The organism is Rhizorhabdus antheiae (genome assembly GCF_049889055.1).
Lineage (GTDB): Bacteria > Pseudomonadota > Alphaproteobacteria > Sphingomonadales > Sphingomonadaceae > Rhizorhabdus.
The window spans coordinates 53815-71460 of record NZ_JBLTWO010000007.1 but is presented as its reverse complement, the minus strand read 5'-3'; the positions used below and the strand labels follow the sequence as shown (position 1 = coordinate 71460).

At 65.2% G+C, this 17646-nt stretch carries 21 protein-coding genes; 8 read left to right on the top strand and 13 right to left on the bottom strand.

Annotation, left to right across the window (positions count from 1 at the left end; all coding sequences use genetic code 11):
• Positions 1 to 6: 6 nt before the first annotated feature.
• From ACNI3R_RS14050 to coxB, 10 genes are all read right to left on the bottom strand, one after another.
• Positions 7 to 1074: a glycosyltransferase gene (locus tag ACNI3R_RS14050; protein ID WP_426184363.1), complete on the bottom strand. Its 1068-nt coding sequence runs from the start codon at positions 1072 to 1074 to the stop codon at positions 7 to 9.
• 83 nt (positions 1075 to 1157) lie between these two features.
• Positions 1158 to 2303, bottom strand: a complete 1146-nt coding sequence (glf, locus tag ACNI3R_RS14045) for a UDP-galactopyranose mutase (protein WP_426184360.1) — start codon at positions 2301 to 2303, stop codon at positions 1158 to 1160.
• Positions 2288 to 2911 (bottom strand): SURF1 family protein, encoded by a 624-nt coding sequence (locus ACNI3R_RS14040; protein WP_426184357.1) that lies wholly within the window; start codon positions 2909 to 2911, stop codon positions 2288 to 2290. The genes glf and ACNI3R_RS14040 overlap by 16 nt, the downstream gene beginning before the upstream one ends.
• Complete coding sequence (locus ACNI3R_RS14035; RefSeq protein ID WP_426184354.1) at positions 2911 to 3294, bottom strand: DUF983 domain-containing protein; 384 nt, start codon at positions 3292 to 3294, stop codon at positions 2911 to 2913. Before ACNI3R_RS14035 ends, ACNI3R_RS14040 begins: the two co-directional genes overlap by 1 nt.
• A gap of 76 nt (positions 3295 to 3370) precedes the next feature.
• Positions 3371 to 4237 (bottom strand): cytochrome c oxidase subunit 3, encoded by an 867-nt coding sequence (locus ACNI3R_RS14030; RefSeq protein WP_426184352.1) that lies wholly within the window; start codon positions 4235 to 4237, stop codon positions 3371 to 3373.
• Between the two features lie 33 nt (positions 4238 to 4270).
• Complete coding sequence (locus ACNI3R_RS14025; protein WP_426184349.1) at positions 4271 to 4837, bottom strand: cytochrome c oxidase assembly protein; 567 nt, start codon at positions 4835 to 4837, stop codon at positions 4271 to 4273.
• On the bottom strand, positions 4834 to 4962 hold the full coding sequence (locus ACNI3R_RS14020) for a hypothetical protein (protein WP_426184346.1): 129 nt from the start codon (positions 4960 to 4962) through the stop codon (positions 4834 to 4836). The genes ACNI3R_RS14025 and ACNI3R_RS14020 overlap by 4 nt, the downstream gene beginning before the upstream one ends.
• Complete coding sequence (locus tag ACNI3R_RS14015; RefSeq protein ID WP_426184343.1) at positions 4959 to 5867, bottom strand: heme o synthase; 909 nt, start codon at positions 5865 to 5867, stop codon at positions 4959 to 4961. Before ACNI3R_RS14015 ends, ACNI3R_RS14020 begins: the two co-directional genes overlap by 4 nt.
• Positions 5868 to 5951: 84 nt before the next feature.
• A complete protein-coding gene (gene ctaD / locus ACNI3R_RS14010) occupies positions 5952 to 7640 on the bottom strand; it encodes a cytochrome c oxidase subunit I (RefSeq protein WP_426184341.1) in 1689 nt (562 codons plus the stop codon).
• A gap of 11 nt (positions 7641 to 7651) precedes the next feature.
• Positions 7652 to 8662 carry a cytochrome c oxidase subunit II gene (gene coxB / locus ACNI3R_RS14005; protein ID WP_426184339.1) on the bottom strand — a complete coding sequence of 337 codons (1011 nt, stop codon included), beginning with the start codon at positions 8660 to 8662 and terminating at the stop codon, positions 7652 to 7654.
• 192 nt (positions 8663 to 8854) lie between these two features.
• Between coxB and pyrE the strand changes: the two genes are divergently transcribed.
• From pyrE to lepB, 4 genes are read left to right on the top strand one after another with little or no spacing between them, the layout of a single operon-like run.
• Positions 8855 to 9445 carry an orotate phosphoribosyltransferase gene (pyrE, locus tag ACNI3R_RS14000; RefSeq protein WP_426184336.1) on the top strand — a complete coding sequence of 197 codons (591 nt, stop codon included), beginning with the start codon at positions 8855 to 8857 and terminating at the stop codon, positions 9443 to 9445.
• A gap of 1 nt (position 9446) precedes the next feature.
• Positions 9447 to 10181, top strand: a complete 735-nt coding sequence (locus ACNI3R_RS13995) for a pyridoxine 5'-phosphate synthase (protein WP_426184334.1) — start codon at positions 9447 to 9449, stop codon at positions 10179 to 10181.
• On the top strand, positions 10178 to 10579 hold the full coding sequence (gene acpS, locus ACNI3R_RS13990) for a holo-ACP synthase (protein WP_426184332.1): 402 nt from the start codon (positions 10178 to 10180) through the stop codon (positions 10577 to 10579). The genes ACNI3R_RS13995 and acpS overlap by 4 nt, the downstream gene beginning before the upstream one ends.
• Positions 10580 to 10615: 36 nt before the next feature.
• Positions 10616 to 11488 carry a signal peptidase I gene (gene lepB, locus ACNI3R_RS13985; RefSeq protein ID WP_426184689.1) on the top strand — a complete coding sequence of 291 codons (873 nt, stop codon included), beginning with the start codon at positions 10616 to 10618 and terminating at the stop codon, positions 11486 to 11488.
• A 30-nt stretch (positions 11489 to 11518) separates the two neighbouring features.
• Here the strand turns inward: lepB and ACNI3R_RS13980 are convergent, their stop codons facing one another.
• The 3 genes from ACNI3R_RS13980 to rpsU all read right to left on the bottom strand — a co-directional run bounded on the left by ACNI3R_RS13980 (position 11519) and on the right by rpsU (position 13022).
• Entirely contained in the window at positions 11519 to 12067 is a 549-nt protein-coding gene (locus tag ACNI3R_RS13980; protein ID WP_426184329.1) for a hypothetical protein, read from the bottom strand.
• Positions 12068 to 12178: 111 nt separating this feature from the next.
• Positions 12179 to 12745 (bottom strand): FKBP-type peptidyl-prolyl cis-trans isomerase, encoded by a 567-nt coding sequence (locus ACNI3R_RS13975; RefSeq protein ID WP_426184327.1) that lies wholly within the window; start codon positions 12743 to 12745, stop codon positions 12179 to 12181.
• Positions 12746 to 12815: 70 nt separating this feature from the next.
• Positions 12816 to 13022 carry a 30S ribosomal protein S21 gene (gene rpsU, locus ACNI3R_RS13970; protein WP_029548939.1) on the bottom strand — a complete coding sequence of 69 codons (207 nt, stop codon included), beginning with the start codon at positions 13020 to 13022 and terminating at the stop codon, positions 12816 to 12818.
• Between the two features lie 207 nt (positions 13023 to 13229).
• On the opposite strand from rpsU, the gene ACNI3R_RS13965 reads away from it, so the two are divergent.
• From ACNI3R_RS13965 to ACNI3R_RS13950, 4 genes are all read left to right on the top strand, one after another.
• On the top strand, positions 13230 to 13775 hold the full coding sequence (locus tag ACNI3R_RS13965; protein WP_426184325.1) for a (2Fe-2S)-binding protein: 546 nt from the start codon (positions 13230 to 13232) through the stop codon (positions 13773 to 13775).
• A gap of 118 nt (positions 13776 to 13893) precedes the next feature.
• Positions 13894 to 14907 carry an RcnB family protein gene (locus ACNI3R_RS13960; RefSeq protein WP_426184323.1) on the top strand — a complete coding sequence of 338 codons (1014 nt, stop codon included), beginning with the start codon at positions 13894 to 13896 and terminating at the stop codon, positions 14905 to 14907.
• Between the two features lie 219 nt (positions 14908 to 15126).
• Positions 15127 to 15603: an RcnB family protein gene (locus ACNI3R_RS13955; RefSeq protein ID WP_426184321.1), complete on the top strand. Its 477-nt coding sequence runs from the start codon at positions 15127 to 15129 to the stop codon at positions 15601 to 15603.
• Positions 15604 to 15712: 109 nt separating this feature from the next.
• Positions 15713 to 17548 (top strand): DUF885 domain-containing protein, encoded by a 1836-nt coding sequence (locus tag ACNI3R_RS13950; protein ID WP_426184319.1) that lies wholly within the window; start codon positions 15713 to 15715, stop codon positions 17546 to 17548.
• The last annotated feature ends 98 nt before the right edge of the window (positions 17549 to 17646 follow it).

The following is a 17646-nucleotide window of genomic DNA, read 5'->3' as shown; positions in this document are numbered from 1 at the left end:
ATTCCCTTATTTTCGGGTCCTATTGCGCGCCGGCGGATCGAGCGCAGCAAGAAATGCCCGCGCACAGCTCACGAACCATCGCGGACCGAGCGATTCGCGCAGGCGGCGCTGCCCCTCCTCGACGACCGCGATCCGTGCGCCCTCGTCGGACAGGTAGCGTGAGCAGACCTCTTCCAGATCGGCATAGTCCCAGCGAACGGGCGCATAGGTGACGCCAGCCTCGAACAGGTCGGGCGCGGTGCGGATATGGCCCATGTCGGGTTTCACCAGCAGGCAGCCCGCCTGGATCGCCTCGAAATCGCGCCAGCACAGTTCGCCATAGCCGAAGGGGCTGACACAGATTCGCGCCGCGCGCAGTTCGGCATCGTAAGCGGCCTGGGAAACGCGCTCGCGCGGAACGGCAACCCGCCAACGCCCCGCGAGTGATTCGAGCGCGGCGATGGCGGGCGCGCGCAGGGCGCCGAGCCAGCTGTCCGGCGACACATGCACGCGCCCGCAAATGTCGATCTCGCGCGATATGGCGGGCGAGACGGCGGGCAGCCCGGCGATCTTGTCGTCGAGCGCGATGTTCCAGCCAAGGTGAAGCTTGGCTGGCGTCGTGACCGGCTGCGGCTGTCCGACCGGGATGATGTCGTCGGCGAAGGACAGGCCTGCGATTCGCGCCGCATGGTCGGTCAGGTTGCTCTTGCCGATGAAGGCGCGCCGGTAGTCGGCCAGGTCCGCGAAGAGATGCTTCTTCACATAGAGGTCGACCCGCTCGACCAGTTCAGGCCACAGCACCGCGCTGTCATCGTCGCCGTCGAAATAGACGAGGCGGGTATCGCTGCCGGGGCCGATGGCCTCGCGGAGCTGGCGGACGATATCCAGCACCTCAGTTCCGCGGCAGCGGAAGGAGAGCTTGAGCCCGATGACGTCATAGCCGGCAAGGCCGGGACCGACCGCGTGCCCCTGCCCTTCGAGCAGCCGCCAGTCGACCGCCAGCCCCAGGTCGCGACGCAGGCGGGTGCGATGACGCCAGATCGGCGCGAATTGCTGCTCGCTGGTATATTCACGGCCATCGCTGAGCAGGAGCATCCGGGTCCTGGGCCGGACGAATCCGGCACCGGCCAAAGCCATGACGCCACCGAACGACCGGCGCAGGCGCTCGCGTGCCGGAGTCACCGGCGCGCGCGGCGATAGCTGGCGAGCGCCTGCGCCACCACCTGGTCCATATTATAATAGCGATAGGTCGCCAGCCGGCCGACGAACAGGACATCCGGCAAGGCATCGGCCATTGCCTGATAGGCGCGGAAGCGCGCCTGATTCTCCGGCCGGGGCACCGGATAATAAGGATCGCCCTCGGCCGACGGATATTCGTAGCTGATGCTGGTGGAAGGCGACTGCTGCCCGGTCAGATATTTATACTCGGTGATCCGGGTGTAGGGGACGGCCTCATCGGGATAGTTGACCACCGCCGCCGCCTGGAAGCGCTCGACGGGGAGCGTCTCGTGCCGGAAACTGAGCGAGCGATAGGGCAGCGGCCCGTGGCAGCGGCCGAAATATTCGTCGATCGGGCCGGTGTAGACGAGACGGTCGAAGCGAAGCTGGGCCCTGATTCGGAAGAAGTCGACGCCCGTCGCCACCGCGATATTCGGATGGTCGAGCATACGCTCGAACAGCGCCGTATAGCCATCGGCCGGCATCGCCTGAAAGCTGTCGGTGAAATAGCGATCGTCGTCATTGGTCCGCACCGGGACACGCGCCGTGACCGAGGCATCGAGTTCGGACGGGTCGAGCCCCCATTGCTTGCGCGTGTAGCCCCGGAAAAAGCGTTCGTAGAGCGCGCGCCCTATCCGCCCGACCACGACGTCCTTCGACGTCCGCACCGGCTCCACCGGTTCCGCGATGGTCTGGAGATAGGCCTCCGCTTCGTCGTCGGATGTCAGCGACAGGCCTTCGAGCAGGTTCAGCGTCGTCCGGTTGATCGGGAAAGGCAGGCAGCGGCCATCGACCTCGGCCAGCACGCGGTGCTCATAGGGACGCCAGTCGGTGAAGGCCGAGAGATAGTCGAACACATCGCGGCTGTTGGTATGGAAGATATGCGGGCCATAGCGATGGACGAGGATTCCGGCAGCGTCGCGCTCGTCATAGGCATTGCCGCCGACATGCTCGCGCCGGTCGATGACCAGAACGCTCAGCCCCGCATCGGCGGCGAAGCGTTCCGCCATCACCGCCCCGGCGAAGCCCGCCCCGACGACGAGCACATCCCATCGCCGATCACCGATCTCCGCCTGGCTGACGCGCCGCATCACCGGTCGAGCCACCGTCTTCTGATCGCCAGACCGTAGATGCCCAGCGCCACGGTGGCGAACAGGAACCATTGCACCGCATAACCGCGATGGTTGTTCGGGATCGTCTCGATAGCGGGCGGCTTGCTGGGCGCATAGCCGGGCAGCGGTGTTTCGAGCACGATCAGCCAGGGCATCGGCCCGACAGGGCGACCGGCAAAACGCTCTGCAAGCACTTCGTCAGGAACCAGCACGCCGGCCGCCGACAGCGTCGCGCCCGAAGCCGGAGCAGGAAGCGCGCTGCCGACCCGCTGCCATCCGATATCGGCCAGCATCTCGCGACCATCGGCCAGACGGCAGGGCAGGATCGAACGGAAGCCAGGAGCGCCATCCGGCCCCTGCCCGCCGAGCTGGATCGGGGCGCCGGCCACGACGCAGTCCAGCGACGCCCTCCGGAAGCCGAGCGAATCGGGCAAAGTCCCGGCCGGCAGTCCGGCGAGCGGCGGTGCGGTCGCGGCCGCGCGATATCGGGCAAGCAGCCCCTCCTTCCACTCGGCGCGCTGCAATTGCCACAGGCCGAGCCCGATCATCGCGCCGACGGCGAGCAGGACGACCAGCGTCGGCAGGATCGGAAGTCTGCGCATCAATCGTCCTTCACGATCCGCCCCTCGCGCGCGGCGTTGCGAAACTCCAGCGCGAGCAGCAGTCCCTTGGCAAAGCGCATCAGCACCACCGTCAATCCCAGAGTGAGCGGAAGCCACAGGATGAGGTGGACCACAAAAGGCGGCTCCCAGCGCAGCTCGACGAGGATGGCGAGCAGGCTGACCACGGCACCCACGATCAGGATGAGGAAGGCGGCGGCACCGTCGCCGACGTTGAACGAACCATAATCGAGACCGCATCGCGGGCAGCGCTCGGAGAAGCGCAGCATTCCGGCAAACAGGCCCGGGCTGCCGCATCGCGGACAGAGCCCGCGCAGGGCAGCTTGAAGCGGCTGTGGCGCCGTGCCCTCGGACGGCTCGATCATTCGCTTACCCCGCAAATAGAAAAGGCGCGGCGACAGGTTGCCCCGCCGCCGCGCCCCTTGTTCGACAAGCGTCGGATCAGCCGTGAACCGGCGCGCCCCAGCCGCCCCACACATAGACGACGATGAAGAGGAACAGCCACACGACGTCGACGAAGTGCCAATACCAGGCAGCTGCTTCGAACCCGAAATGCTGCTGCGGGGTGAAGTGGCCCTTATAGGCGCGGACGAGGCAGACGATCAGGAAGATCGTGCCGATCAGCACGTGGAAGCCGTGGAAGCCGGTCGCCATGAAAAAGGCGGCGCTGTAGTTCAGGCCTTTGAAGACGAACGGCGCGTGCATGTACTCATAGGCCTGCACCGAACTGAACACGAGGCCGAGGATGATCGTCAGCCACAGGCCCTTCTTGAGGCCGTCGCGATCGCCGTGCAGCAACGCGTGGTGCGCCCAGGTCACCGTGGTGCCCGAGCAGAGCAGCAGCAGCGTATTGAGCAGCGGCAGATGGAAGGCGTCGATGACCTCGAGGCCCTTCGGCGGCCACAGGCCGGCAGCCTGGGTCACGCTGTTCGGACCGGCGATGATCGAGGTAACACCCTCATTATATTCGAGGGCGACCGGAAAGAGCGAGAAGTCGAACCAGGCCCAGAACCAGCCGACGAAGAACATCACCTCGGAGGCGATGAACAGGATCATGCCATAGCGCAGGTGGAGCTGGACGACCGGGGTGTGGTCGCCGGCATGCGCCTCGCGAACGACCTCCGCCCACCAGCTGTACATGGTGAACAGGACGCCGAGCAGCCCGGCGAAAAAGACATAGCCGCCAAAGGCAGCCTTGTGCATCCACATGATCCCGCCCGACGCCATGACCAGCGCCGACATCGAGCCGAAAAACGGCCAGATGCTAGGCGGTAGGATATGATAATCGTGGCTCTTCGCTCCGGCCATTTTCCGTGCCCCTGATATTTTGCTGGAACGTCCTTAACCGCCCACCCGTCCGGAATCCACAGCGGATTTGTCGGGGTAGAAGGTGTAGGACAGCGTGATTTCGTTGAGTTTCCCGGCTTCCTTGTCGGTCAGGATGGCGGGGTCGACATAATAGATCACCGGCATGCGGATCGTCTCGCCGGGCTTCAGAGTCTGCTGCGTAAAGCAGAAGCATTGGATCTTCGTGAAATAGGCACCGGCAATCTCGGGCGTGACATTGAACGCAGCGGTGCCGGTGATCGCGTGGTCGCTGAGATTGGTCGCGGTGAAGAAGGCCATCTGGCGCGCACCGATGGCGACGCGGGCGACCTTCTTTTCCGGTCCGAACTGCCAGGGCAGGCTGGGCGAGACATTGGCATCGAAGCGGACGTCGATCAGCTTGCCCACGACCGCGCCGGGCGCGACCCCCGTTTCGCTGCGCTGGGTCGTACCGCCGAAGCCGGTCGCCTGGCAAAACATCCGGTAGAGCGGCACCGATGCATAGCCGAGCGCCAGCATGCCGAGCGCGATCATGAGCGCGATCGCGCCCACGCGCTTGTTACGGGCTTCCGGCGCGATCACAGCATCTTCGCGATCGAGATCGCGTAGAAGAGGACCACCATGCCGCCCAGGATCAGGGCGGTCACCAGCGCGCGCGACTTCTGCCGCCGCTGGATTTCCTTCTGCTCTTCAGGGGTGAAGCTCACGCCAGCACCTTGTCGGCCACGAGCAGGCCGAAGATGATGAACAGATAGAGGATCGAAAAGCCGAACAGCCGGCGCTCCGCCTTCATCTTCGCGGGATCGGCTTCGCGGCTGAGCCCCACGCGAACGGCGAGCAGCAGGAAGAAGGCCGACAGCAACGAAGCACCGACGCCGTAGATCGCGCCGGCCAGCCCGAGCGGCCAGGGCGCCACGGCGGTGGCCGCCATCGGTACGGTATAGAGCATGATCTGCAGCCGCGTGACGCGCTGGCCGACGACAGCCGGCAGCATCGGCACACCGGCGCGGGCATAGTCGGGGTTCACGAACAGCGCGAGCGCCCAGAAATGCGGCGGGGTCCACAGGAATACGAGGAAGAACAGCAGGACCGGAAGCGTATCGACACGCCCCGTCGCCGCTGCCCAGCCGATCAGCGCCGGGAAGGCGCCGGCCGCACCGCCGATGACGATGTTCTGCGGGGTCCGGCGCTTCAGCCAGACGGTGTACACCACGACGTAGAACAGGATCGACACCAGCAGGATGAACGCAGCCAGCAGGTTGACCGCCAGCCCCATCAGCAGGACCGAGAAACAGGCCAGACCAACGCCGAAGTGCAGCGCCGACTGGGGATCCATCCGGCCCGACGGCAGCGGACGGCGTGCCGTGCGCGCCATCATCGCGTCGATGTCGGCTTCGTACCATTGGTTGAGCGCCCCCGCCGCACCGGCGCCCAGCGCGATGCAGAGCACGGCGGTGAAGGCGAGCACGGGATGGATCGCCTGCGGCGCGGCCAGCAGGCCGCAGAGGCCGGTGAAGACTACGAGCGTCAACACGCGCGGCTTGGTTAGCGCAAGGAAATCGCGCCACTCGGCCGTTGCGACCATGTCTATCGGGAAAGCCTTGCTCGCCATTGCTCTTCAATCATCGTTACATGAAACCGCCGCTCTGACGCTGGAGGTCGAAGCGGCGGTTCATCGTCAGGAAATCACCGTCGATCAGTGGCCGTGATCGTCCCCGATCTGCGGCAGCTTCTCGAACTGGTGGTAAGGGGGCGGGCTCGACAGCGTCCACTCGAGCGTGGTCGCGCCTTCGCCCCAATAATTGCCCTCGGCCTTCTTGCCCGCGAACAACGACCAGAAGACGTTGATGAAGAAGAAGATCATGCTGAACGCCATGATCTCATAGCCGTGGGTCGCGAGCGAGTTCCACTTCTCGAACGCATCCGGATAGTCCGGAATACGACGCGGCATGCCATCGAGACCCAGGAAGTGCATCGGGAAGAACAGGACGTTCACGCCGACGAAGAACAGCCAGAAGTGAACCTGGCCCAGGAACTCGTTGTACATGCGGCCCGACATCTTGCCGAACCAGTAGTAGAAGCCGGCGAAGAGCGAGAAGACCGCGCCCAGCGACAGCACATAGTGGAAGTGCGCGACCACATAATAGGTATCGTGCATATAGTTGTCGACGCCGCCGTTCGCGAGGACGACGCCCGTGACGCCGCCGACGGTGAACAGGAAGATGAAGCCGATCGCCCAGAGCATCGGCGTCTTGAAGGTCATCGAGCCGCCCCACATCGTCGCGATCCACGAGAAGATCTTGATGCCGGTCGGAACCGCGATGACCATCGTCGCGGCGGTGAAGTACATCTTGGTGTCGACCGACAGACCGGTCGTGAACATGTGGTGCGCCCACACGACGAAGCCGACGACGCCGATCGCGACCATGGCATAGGCCATGCCGAGATAGCCGAAGATCGGCTTCTTCGAGAAGGTCGAGATGATGTGGCTGACGATACCGAAGCCCGGCAGGATCATGATGTACACTTCGGGGTGACCGAAGAACCAGAAGAGGTGCTGGTACAGGACCGGATCGCCACCGCCCGACGCGTCATAGAAGGTCGTGCCGAAGTTGCGGTCGGTCAGAAGCATCGTGATCGCGGCAGCGAGGACCGGAAGGGCCAGCAGCAGCAGGAAGGCGGTGACCAGCACCGACCAGACGAACAGCGGCATCTTGTGCAGGGTCATGCCCGGCGCGCGCATGTTGAAGATGGTGGTGATGAAGTTGATCGCACCGAGGATCGACGAGGCGCCGGCAAGGTGGAGGGCGAGGATGCCCATGTCGACGGCCGGACCGACCGAGCCGCTGGTCGACAACGGAGCATAGACCGTCCAGCCCGTGCCCGCGCCGTTACCGGTGCCGCCCGCAAAGAAGGTCGAACCGAGCAGCAGCGTGAAGGCCGGGATCATCAGCCAGAAGCTGATGTTGTTCATGCGCGGGAAGGCCATGTCCGGCGCGCCGATCATGATCGGAACGAACCAGTTGCCGAAGCCGCCGATGATCGCGGGCATGACCATGAAGAAGACCATGATCAGGCCGTGCGCGGTGATCAGCACGTTCCACATGTGGAGCGCGGTGTCCATATCCGGCGCGCCGCCCATCATTTGCGTCCAGATCGGCAGGAACTGGATGCCGGGGTGCGCGAGCTCGGCGCGCATCAGACCCGAGATCGCGCCACCGACGATGCCGGCGAAGATCGCGAAGATCAGGTAGAGCGTACCGATGTCCTTGTGGTTGGTGGACATGAACCAGCGCTGGAAGAACGCCGGCTTGTGATCGGCATCATGGTGCGCATGATCGTCATGCGCCTGGAAATGCGATGCGTTTGCGGTGATGTCAGTCATCGGATCGTGCCTTAGTTCTGCGCGGTTGCAGGCTGGGACGTCGCCGGAGCCGCCGGAGCGGCTTCGGTGGCGGGCGCGGCCGGCTCGGCAGCGGCGGGGACCGCCGGGACGGTCGCCTCGGCGACCTTCTCACCCGGCAGCGAACCACCCTTGGAGCGGACCCATTCCGCGAATTTTTCCTTGGAGACCACCTCGACCGCGATCGGCATATAGCCGTGGCGGGCACCGCAGAGCTCCGAACACTGCCCGTAATAGAGGCCTTCGCGATCGGCCTTGAACCAGGTTTCGTTCAGACGGCCGGGAACGGCGTCCATCTTGGTCCAGAAGGCGGGAACCGCCCAGCTGTGGATGACGTCATTCGACGTGACGATCATCTTCACGACCGAATTGACCGGAACGACGACACGCTCGTCGACGGCCAGCATGCGCGGCTCGCCACGCTTCTTGGCTTCGGCGTCGGGCAGCATGTTCGAGACGAGCTCGAAGTCGCCATTATCCGGATACTGGTAGGTCCAGTACCACTGGTTGCCGATCGCCTTGATGGTGAGGTCGGCCTTGGGCTGGGCATATTGCGCGGCCACCAGGCGGATCGACGGAACCGCGATCACCAGCAGAATCAGAACCGGGACGAGCGTCCAGACGATCTCGATCATGGTGTTGTGCGACGTCCTGGACGGCACCGGATTGGCCTTCGCGCGGAAACGAATCACCGCATAGACCAGCAGCAGGAGAACGAAGATCGTGATGATCGTGATGATCGGCATCAGCAGGCTGTCATGCAGCCATTGTGCGTCTTCGCCGACCTTCGTCACCTGGGGCTGAAGCTTGAAACCGCCGGGGATCGGCTGGCCGATATCGGCTTCCGGCGCACGATGCTGGAAAGCCGGGGCGGCCGGAGCCGCAGCGGCAGGCGCTGCCGCCTCGGCGGTGGTCGCCACCGCCGGAGCTGCCTCCTGCGCGTACAGCGCCGCCGGCGTCGAAGCCAGCGAGAGCGCCATCATGATAGTCTTCAACGTCTTCATTTCACCCCCGTGAAGCACGACATTTGCGTGCCATCCTGTTGTCGGGCCCTACGAATTCCGGTGCCTTATAGGCACGGCTCCCCGCAGCCTCAAGCACCGCTTGGCTCCGAATGCAAGCAGTTGAAGCGATAATATCATCTCACTATCTGGACGCATTGCTGCGCGCTCGCAGCACAAGACAGGATCCCGACAATGAACGACGAACAGGTGCTGGCCGAATTTCGGGCCGCCGAGGCGCTCCTCGAAGGCCACTTCATCCTGTCGTCGGGACTGCGTAGCCCGCGCTATCTCCAATGCGCGCGGGTGCTTATGAACCCCGCACGCGCGGCGCGCCTTGCAGAGGCTTTGTCTCTGAAAATCCCCGATAAAATCAAGATTCAGCTGGGTGCCGTCGTCGCGCCGGCGATGGGCGGCGTGATCGCAGGACATGAGATGGGACGCGCGCTGGGGCTCGATGCGATGTTCGTCGAACGGCCCGACGGGGTCTTCCATCTGCGTCGCGGCTTCCGGCTCGAGCCCGGCCAGAAGGTGCTGCTGATGGAGGATGTCGTGACCACGGGACTGTCCTCAAGGGAAGCCATCAAGGCTGTCGCCGAGGCGGGGGGCGAGGTCATCGCCGCCGCGTCGCTGGTCGACCGCTCGAACGGTACTGCCGACCTGGGCGTGCCCTTCTTCCCGCTGATCAGGCTCGACGTGCCCACCTATTCGGCGGATGCACTGCCGCCCGAGCTTGCCGCCATCCCTGCGGTGAAGCCTGGCAGCCGCGCCGCGGTGGCCGCCTGACATGGCCGCGTTGAACCGGCTGCGCCTGGGCGTCAACATCGATCATGTCGCCACCATCCGCAATGCGCGTGGCGGGCTTCATCCCGATCCGATCCGTGCGGCCCAGATCGCCAGCGCGGCCGGGGCCGACGGAATCACCGCGCATCTGCGCGAGGACCGTCGCCACATCATGGACGAGGACATTGCGGGGCTGATCGGCGGCATCGCCCTGCCCCTCAACCTCGAAATGGCGGCGACCGAAGAGATGGTGGCGATCGCGCTGCGCCACCGCCCGCATGCCGCCTGCATCGTTCCCGAACGCCGCGAGGAGGTCACGACCGAAGGCGGGCTCGACGCCGCTGGCCAGCACAATCACCTCAAGCCGCTGATCTCGGAACTGCGCGCCGCAGGCATCCGCGTCAGCCTGTTCATCGAGCCCGACGCCCGGCAGCTCGACGCTGCGGCCTCGCTGGGAGCGCAGGTCGTCGAATTCCACACCGGACGCTACGCCCATAGCGAGGGCGACGAGCGCGCGGTGGAGTTGCGGCGCATCACGGAGGCCGCAGCGCTCGCCGTCAAGAACGGCATCGAGCCCCATGCCGGCCACGGGCTGACCTTCGACAATGTAACGCCGATCGCCGCCATCCCCCACATCGCCGAGCTCAACATCGGCCATTTCCTGATCGGAGAGGCGATCTTCGAGGGGCTTGGCCCCGTCGTCCAGCGCATGCGTCAGTTGATGGACGAGGCGCGGTGATCGTCGGGATCGGATCCGATCTCTGCAACATCGAGCGCATCCAGGGCTCGCTGGACCGGTTCGGCGAGCGGTTCGTCAATCGGGTCTTCACCGATACCGAACGCGCCAAGGCCGAGCGCCGCCTCCTGACCCGCGCCGCGACCTATGCGAAGCGATTCGCGGCCAAGGAAGCCTTCTCCAAGGCTGTCGGCACCGGCTTCAAGGCGGGGGTGTTCATGAAGGACATCGGCGTCGCCAATCTGCCGAGCGGCGCGCCGACGCTGGTTTTGACCGGCGGCGCCAAGGCAAGGCTTGACGCGTTGACGCCGCCGGGCCACGCCGTGGACGTTCACCTTACGATGACGGACGATCATCCCTGGGCGCAGGCGTTCGTCATCCTCTATGCCCGCCCCTTGTGAGGAGGAGATCGCGTGAGCGATCGACCGAGTGACCCCATGGACAATGCCAGCGACGTTCCCGTTCCCACGGTGGAGGCTCCGGCCGCGCCGAAGAAGGAGGGTACCGACTGGTGGGCCGAGATTCGCGGCATCTTCTGGCTGATCCTCGCGGTGCTGGGCTTTCACAGCTTCATCGCCAAGCCTTTCTACATTCCGTCCGAATCGATGATGCCGACGCTGATCACCGGCGACCGTCTTGTGGTGACGAAATATCCCTATGGCTGGTCCTATGTCTCGCCCAGCTTCCACATCCTGCCCTTCATCAAGGGACGGCTGTTCGGGCGTCTGCCCGAACGTGGCGATATCGTGATTCTCAAGCCGCCGCAGTCGGACACCGACTTCATCAAGCGCGTCATCGGCCTGCCCGGCGACCGTCTCGAGGTGCGCGGCGGCGTGGTCGTGCTCAACGGCGTTCCCGTGAAGCGGGTGCCCGAAAGCCCGGCGATGATTGCGGTCGACGCCAATGTCAGCTGCAGCGACCCGGCAGTCGCAGGCTTTCGCACGGTCGGGCCCGATGGCAAGCTTTATTGCGCGCTGCCCCGCTTCCGCGAAACGCTGCCCAATGGTCGCAGCTACGACACGCTCGATCTTGGATATGATAAGTCGATCGACGATTATCCGGCGATCACCATCCCGGCCGACCATATCTTCGTGATGGGCGACAATCGCGACCAGTCGGCCGACAGCCGCGTGCCTGCCTATCGCAATGGCCTCGACGGTCCGGTGCCGTTCGAGAATATCGGCGGCCGCGCCGAGTTCATCACCTTCTCGCTCGACGGCAGCACCAAGCTGTGGAACCCGATCAGCTGGTTTACCGCCCTGCGCGGTGGCCGCGCCGGTACCAGCCTGCACCCGCAGGAAAGCCGCTGACGGCGTCGCGGCGGTCCTCACGGACCGCCGTCATTCGCTCTTCGCCGTCTCCGCGCAGACAGTCTTGCGGACCATATAGTTCGCGAAGGGCTTTTCCCTGCCGTCCGGCGAGCGCGCGACGATCTCCCATCTCAGCGTCTGACCCTGCGGGCGCCAGCGATTGACGAAGATCGCATCGGGATAGGCATAGTCGATGTCGAACCCGTCATCCCGGACGATGCCGCGCCCGGCAGCGGCATAGCCCCCGCCGAAACTGTCGGCCCAATAGCCGGTCAGCAGGGATTGGGCCTTTTCGCCTCCGGACGCCGAAGCGCCCAGCGTCAAATGCGCAGCGTAGCGATCGGCGGGATCGTCGATGGCACGGCTCTCCGCGTCCACGACCATCAAGGCGTCGAGCGCGACGGGCCGGGCCCGGATCGCCATTGTCACCGACTTGCCCATCACATGTCCCTCGCCCGTCCAGCAGCCGTCGATCGCCCGCAAGACCACAGGCAGGAGCGGCGCCTCCGCCGCCCGGGCAGGCAAAGCCACCGCGAGAACGGACAGGGCGATGGGGAGGCGCTGAATAATGAACGACATGGCGTGCTCCGTGAGCCCCGCCAACCTGGAGGCGATGGCGAGAGGCGAAAAAAGAAAGGGGCCGCATCGCTGCGACCCCCGTCCTCTCCTATCCGATGGAAGTGGCAGGCCTCACATGCCGCCATGGCCGGGCGGCATCATGCCACCCATGCCGAGCGTCTCGGGCGAAAGCACTTCCTTGAGCTTGACGTCGAACACGACGATCGAGTTCGGCGGAACCTTGCCGGGAATGCCACCGGGGCCGAAGGCCAGCTCGGGCTTCATCCAGAAGCGATATTTGGCGCCGCTGTTCATCAGTTGGAGCCCCTCGGTCCAGCCACCGATCATGCCCTGAAGCGGCATCGGCGACGGACCGCCATGGCGCGCGCTCGATTCGAACACGTCGCCATTGGGGAGCTTGCCCTCGAAATCGACGAGGACGAGATCGTTGACCGTCGGTTTGCGACCGCTGCCCTCTTCGAGCACGCGATATTGAAGGCCGGACGCCGTCTCGACGACGTTGCCGCCGCGATTCGATGCCAGAAACTCTTCCGGGGTCATCGCCATGACGACCTGGCTCTGGGTGCTGACATAAGCAGCACCCACGGCGAGAGCGACGACCGCCGCGATGCCTACCCACAATTTGGTAAGCGATCCCTTCGCGATCGGACGAAGGGGGACGGCGGTTACTTCCGACATAGACGCTTCGCTCTCTCAGCCATGAATGTAGAAAGGGAGGCGCGGCAGGGCCTGCCTCCCGACAGCGTTCTTACCGAACGCCGTCACGCTCCATCCGCTTGCGCTCCAGCTTGCGGGCGCGGCGGATCGCAGCGGCGCGCTCGCGGGCACGCTTCTCGGATGGCTTCTCGTAATGACGACGCAGCTTCATCTCGCGGTACACGCCTTCACGCTGCAGCTTCTTCTTGAGCGCGCGGAGGGCCTGATCGACATTGTTGTCGCGAACGATGATCTGCATAAAAAAACCGGTCTCCAAAATCCTGCGGAGCGAGCCATCCACGCCGCCGATCCGACGGAGTCTCCAGCTACGACGCAAAAACATTAGTCGTCGCGGAAGCTTTTTCCGCGCCGTGAAGAGCGGCCCCTATCAAGGGAGCCGTGATTCTTCAAGCGAAAGCATGTCTTTTTTCGCTATGTCCCCGCAGGCGCTGGGTTATGAGGGGCCATGACCAGGTTCACCGTCAATGGCCAGCCCGTCCATTACAAGATGGATCCGTCGACCCCGCTACTGTGGGCGCTGCGCGATGCCTCCAACATGACCGGCACCAAATATGGCTGCGGCGCAGGCCTGTGCGGCGCCTGCACGGTCCATATCGACGGCCAGGCGGTGCGATCGTGCAGCGTGCCGATCGGTTCGATCGAGGGTAGTTTCGTGACCACCATCGAGGCACTGTCGCGCGACCGCAGCCATCCGGTGCAGCAGGCCTGGGTCGCGGAAAACCTGCCCCAGTGCGGCTATTGCCAACCGGGCATGATCATGGCGGCGGCGGCTCTGCTCGAAAGCAACGCCTCGCCCAGCGATGCGGAGATCGATGCCGCGATCACCAATATCTGCCGCTGCGGCACCTATCCCCGCATCCGTCGGGCGATCGGCCGTGCCGCGCGGATTCGCAGAGGCGAAGAGACGGTCGCCGCCGCCCCGCCCCCCGGCATCGACCCTGCCGACGCCGCGCGGGCGGTACCGGCGCTCGATTCAAGGCCGACCGAATGAGGTCGTAACCGACTCCGATTCTTTCGGCAGGCTGACGCACGGGTTCAGCCGGCGCTAAGCCCCGCGCCGTTAGAAGAAGATCAGGCAGGCATCGCGCCGGCCGTCGGGAGATGTTTCGATGCGTAGCGTTTCGCGGGTGATGACCGGCCTGTTGCTAGGTTCCGCCCTGGTCCTTCCGTCCTTGGCCGCCGCCCAGGATGCGCCGCCGCCCCGTCCGCGTGCCGGGCAGGGCGACATGCGCGGTGCGATGATGAACGCCGACAGCCGCCGCGAGGCAATGGAGCGCTATCGCGCCTCTCAGGGCGCGCCCGAGCAGCCCCGCCCGGCCCCTGCGCCGGCCGCCCCGTCCCGCGACTGGAATCGCGAAGGCAACCGCGATGACCGCCACCCGGCACCCCCTGTGCAGGCGACGTCGACCCCGCGCCCCGGAGCTGGCACGACGCCCCCCGACCGTAACTGGTCCTCGGACCGCCGCACCTGGGACAGGGACGGCGACCGCAACTGGTCGACCGATCGTAGCCGCTGGGGCGGTGAGGATCGGCGCGACGGACGCCCGACGCCCCCTCCGCCCGGATCGCCGGACAATGGCGGCGACCGCCGCGACCGCGACGGGCGCAATTGGGATGGGCGCGACCGTGACGGACGTGACGGACGTGCCGGGGAAGGACGAGGCTGGGACGGCCGCGGCGCCGATCGCCTCGAACAGGATCGCCGGGACCGCGACCGGGAATTGCGGGATCGGAACGACCGCGGCTGGGACCATGCCGATCACGACCGCGATGGCCGTTCGTGGGACAGGAATGACGGACGCCGCGACGATCGTCGCTGGGATCGCGCCTGGCGCGACGACCGCCGCTATGACTGGCGTGGTTATCGGGACAGCCATCGCAACGTCTATCGCCTGCCGCGCTATGTCGCGCCTCGAGCCGGCTTCGGTTACCGACGCTGGTACCCGGGCTATCGCTTCGATCCCTGGTTCTACGGGTCGAGCTACTGGATCGGCAACCCGTGGCAATATCGCCTGCCGCCGGCCTACGGCGACTATCGCTGGGTGCGCTATTATGACGACGCGGTTCTGGTCGACCTCCGGTCGGGCGAGATCGTCGACATAATCTACGACGTCTTCTTCTGATCACGGCTCCGGCAAGAGAGTGGCCGAGAGGGGCCCGGCGGCACGTCCGCCGGGCCCTTTTCGTTGCGTCCCGTCGCCGACCCCAACCTTTCATTTCGCTGACGATCGGGTTCGCGCCCGGTTCATCGCCCCTGTGCGAATCAGATGCCAGTGCCGGAGGAGGAACAGGGCCCCCGTCACGGAGTCTTGACGAAGCGAATTTCGAGAGGAGTATATCTCATGCGTAAACCGATCATCCTGGCCCTGCTCGCTGCCGTGGCCATTCCTTCGATGGCGTCGGCCCAGTCGCTGCGCGAAGCGCGGGAAAGCCAGCGCGACGTTCGTGAGGCGCAGCGCGATGTGCGCGAAGCCCAGCGTTACGGCGACCGCCGCGACGTGCGCGAGGCCCGCGAAGAGCTGCGCGACGCACGTCAGGAAGCGCGCAGCGACTGGCGCGACTATCGTCAGTCGCATCGGGACGTCTTCCGCCGCCCCGCTTATGTCGGCCCGCGTGGCTTTGCCTATCGGCCGGTCACGCCCGGCTACCGCTTCGCGCCGGCCTATTATCACTCGCGCTACGTGATCGCCGATCCCGTTCGCTACCGCCTGCCGCGCCCGGCCGGCTATAATCGCTGGGTGCGCTACGGCAATGACGTGGTCCTGGTGAACGTGCGGACCGGTCGCGTGGTCGAAGTCCACAACCGCTTCTTCTGGTAACGCCATCGGAAGCACAGGAGGCCCCGGCATCCCCGCGATGTCGGGGCTTCTTGCGTCCACACTCTATGGGTGAAATAGCACGGGCATCACAGACAGGATGCCTGCTCCCATGATTCTCCGTACCGCGCTGCTCGCAGCCTCGGCCCTTTCGGCCGCTCTCATAATCGCCCCCGGCGCGGCCCACGCCGCCCCTGCAGCGACGACCGCTCCCGCCTCCCCTCTTTCCGCGCAGGACAAGGCCTTGCTCGATCTGTTCCGCGAGAGCGACGAAGCCTCGCTACGCCGCAATCCGCTCAGCGCGCTGTTCCGTGGCGACATGCGCTATGCCGATCGCCTCGGCGATTATGTCAGCGACGGCTATATGGCGGGCGAGAAGGCGGCGGTCGAAGCCGACCTCGCGGCGCTTGCGAAGATCGACCGGTCCAAACTCAACCCGACCGACCAGATCGCCTATGACGTCTTCAAATGGCAGAGCGAACTCAACCTCAAGGGATTTGCGTCCGACCTGATGGCAGTAACGGTCGTCCAGCCGGTCGACCATTTCCAGGGTTTCCACACCTTCTATCCCGGCTTCGCCTCAGGCGAGGGCGCGGCGCCGTTCAAGACGGTCGCCGATTATGAGAACAACCTGAAGCGGCACCGCGAATATGTGGTGATGGTCGATCGCTGGATCGAGCGCTTCCGCCAGGGCATGGCCTCCGGCGTCGTCGAGCCGAAGCTGATCGTCAACAACATGATCGAGCAGATCGATACGCAGATGGCGCAGGGCGTCGAGGGCTCGGTCTTCTACGGCCCGGTCAAGAGCTTCCCGGCCGAGATCCCGGCCGCCGACCAGCAGCGGCTGCGCACCGAGACCAGCGCCATCATTCGCGACGGCATCTTTCCCGCCTATAAGCGGTTCCGAGATTTTCTGAAGAACGACTATCTGCCGGTGGCGCGCGACAGCGTCGGGCTGGTCGGGCTGAAGGGCGGCGACCGGCTCTACGCCCATCTGATCGAAGTCCACACCACCCTGCCGCTGAAGGCGGAGGACGTTCATAAGTTGGGGCTGCAGGAAGTGGCGCGGATCACCGCCGAGATGGAGAAGATCAAGACGCAGGTGGGCTTTAAGGGCAGCCTAGCCGAATTTTTCGTCTATCTGCGCGAGGATCCGAAGTTCCAACCGCAGAGCGCGGACTGGCTGCGCGACGAATATTTCCGCATCGGCAAGCGCGTCGACCAGCGCATCCCAGAGCAATTCTCACTGCTCCCGAAGAGCCCGCTCGAGATCAAGGCGGTCGAGCCCTATCGCGAGAAGAGCGAGGCTGCTGGCAGCTACCAGTCGGGGACGCCCGACGGCAGCCGGCCTGGCGTCTTCTACTTCAACGCCTATGACCTGAAGTCGCGCACGACGCCCGGCATGGAGACGCTCTATCTCCACGAGGCCGTGCCGGGGCACCATTTCCAGATCAGCCTGGCGCAGGAGAATGATGCGCTCCCCGCCTTCATGCGGTTCGGCGGCAACACCGCCTTCGTCGAGGGCTGGGCGCTCTATGCCGAGACGCTGTGGAAGGATCTGGGCATGGAAAACGATCCCTATCAGCGCTTCGGCGGGCTGTCGGACGAGATGCTGCGCGCCATGCGACTGGTCGTCGATACCGGCATCCATGCCAAGGGATGGAGCCGCGATCAGGCGATCGAATATATGCTGTCGCATTCGAACATCGGCCGCACCGATGCCACCGCCGAGGTCGAGCGCTATATCGCCATGCCCGGCCAGGCGCTGGCCTACAAGATCGGCGCGCTGACCATCCTCCGGCTCAAGGACAAGGCTCGCAAGGAACTGGGTGAACGGTTCGACCCGCGCGCCTTCCACGCCCAGGTCCTCGACACCGGCGCGCTGCCGATGACGGTGCTCGAAGCCAAGATCGACGACTGGATCCAGCAGACCCGCGCGCAGCGCTGACCATGGGTGGCCGCGCCGCGTGATACGCAACGGCGCGGCCGACATGCGCGGAGCCGCGCAATGCCAGTCCGAAAGGGGTTGGACCGGCTCGGAAACGC

Coding starts and splice junctions, on each gene's coding strand:
- ACNI3R_RS14050 (WP_426184363.1), bottom strand. CDS start 1,074: ATGCTCCTGCTCAGCGATGGCCGTGAATATACCAGCGAGCAGCAATTC.
- ACNI3R_RS14040 (WP_426184357.1), bottom strand. CDS start 2,911: ATGCGCAGACTTCCGATCCTGCCGACGCTGGTCGTCCTGCTCGCCGTC.
- ACNI3R_RS14035 (WP_426184354.1), bottom strand. CDS start 3,294: ATGATCGAGCCGTCCGAGGGCACGGCGCCACAGCCGCTTCAAGCTGCC.
- ACNI3R_RS14030 (WP_426184352.1), bottom strand. CDS start 4,237: ATGGCCGGAGCGAAGAGCCACGATTATCATATCCTACCGCCTAGCATC.
- ACNI3R_RS14015 (WP_426184343.1), bottom strand. CDS start 5,867: ATGGCGAGCAAGGCTTTCCCGATAGACATGGTCGCAACGGCCGAGTGG.
- ctaD (WP_426184341.1), bottom strand. CDS start 7,640: ATGACTGACATCACCGCAAACGCATCGCATTTCCAGGCGCATGACGAT.
- coxB (WP_426184339.1), bottom strand. CDS start 8,662: ATGAAGACGTTGAAGACTATCATGATGGCGCTCTCGCTGGCTTCGACG.
- pyrE (WP_426184336.1), top strand. CDS start 8,855: ATGAACGACGAACAGGTGCTGGCCGAATTTCGGGCCGCCGAGGCGCTC.
- ACNI3R_RS13995 (WP_426184334.1), top strand. CDS start 9,447: ATGGCCGCGTTGAACCGGCTGCGCCTGGGCGTCAACATCGATCATGTC.
- lepB (WP_426184689.1), top strand. CDS start 10,616: ATGGACAATGCCAGCGACGTTCCCGTTCCCACGGTGGAGGCTCCGGCC.
- ACNI3R_RS13980 (WP_426184329.1), bottom strand. CDS start 12,067: ATGTCGTTCATTATTCAGCGCCTCCCCATCGCCCTGTCCGTTCTCGCG.
- ACNI3R_RS13975 (WP_426184327.1), bottom strand. CDS start 12,745: ATGTCGGAAGTAACCGCCGTCCCCCTTCGTCCGATCGCGAAGGGATCG.
- rpsU (WP_029548939.1), bottom strand. CDS start 13,022: ATGCAGATCATCGTTCGCGACAACAATGTCGATCAGGCCCTCCGCGCG.
- ACNI3R_RS13965 (WP_426184325.1), top strand. CDS start 13,230: ATGACCAGGTTCACCGTCAATGGCCAGCCCGTCCATTACAAGATGGAT.
- ACNI3R_RS13960 (WP_426184323.1), top strand. CDS start 13,894: ATGCGTAGCGTTTCGCGGGTGATGACCGGCCTGTTGCTAGGTTCCGCC.
- ACNI3R_RS13955 (WP_426184321.1), top strand. CDS start 15,127: ATGCGTAAACCGATCATCCTGGCCCTGCTCGCTGCCGTGGCCATTCCT.
- ACNI3R_RS13950 (WP_426184319.1), top strand. CDS start 15,713: ATGATTCTCCGTACCGCGCTGCTCGCAGCCTCGGCCCTTTCGGCCGCT.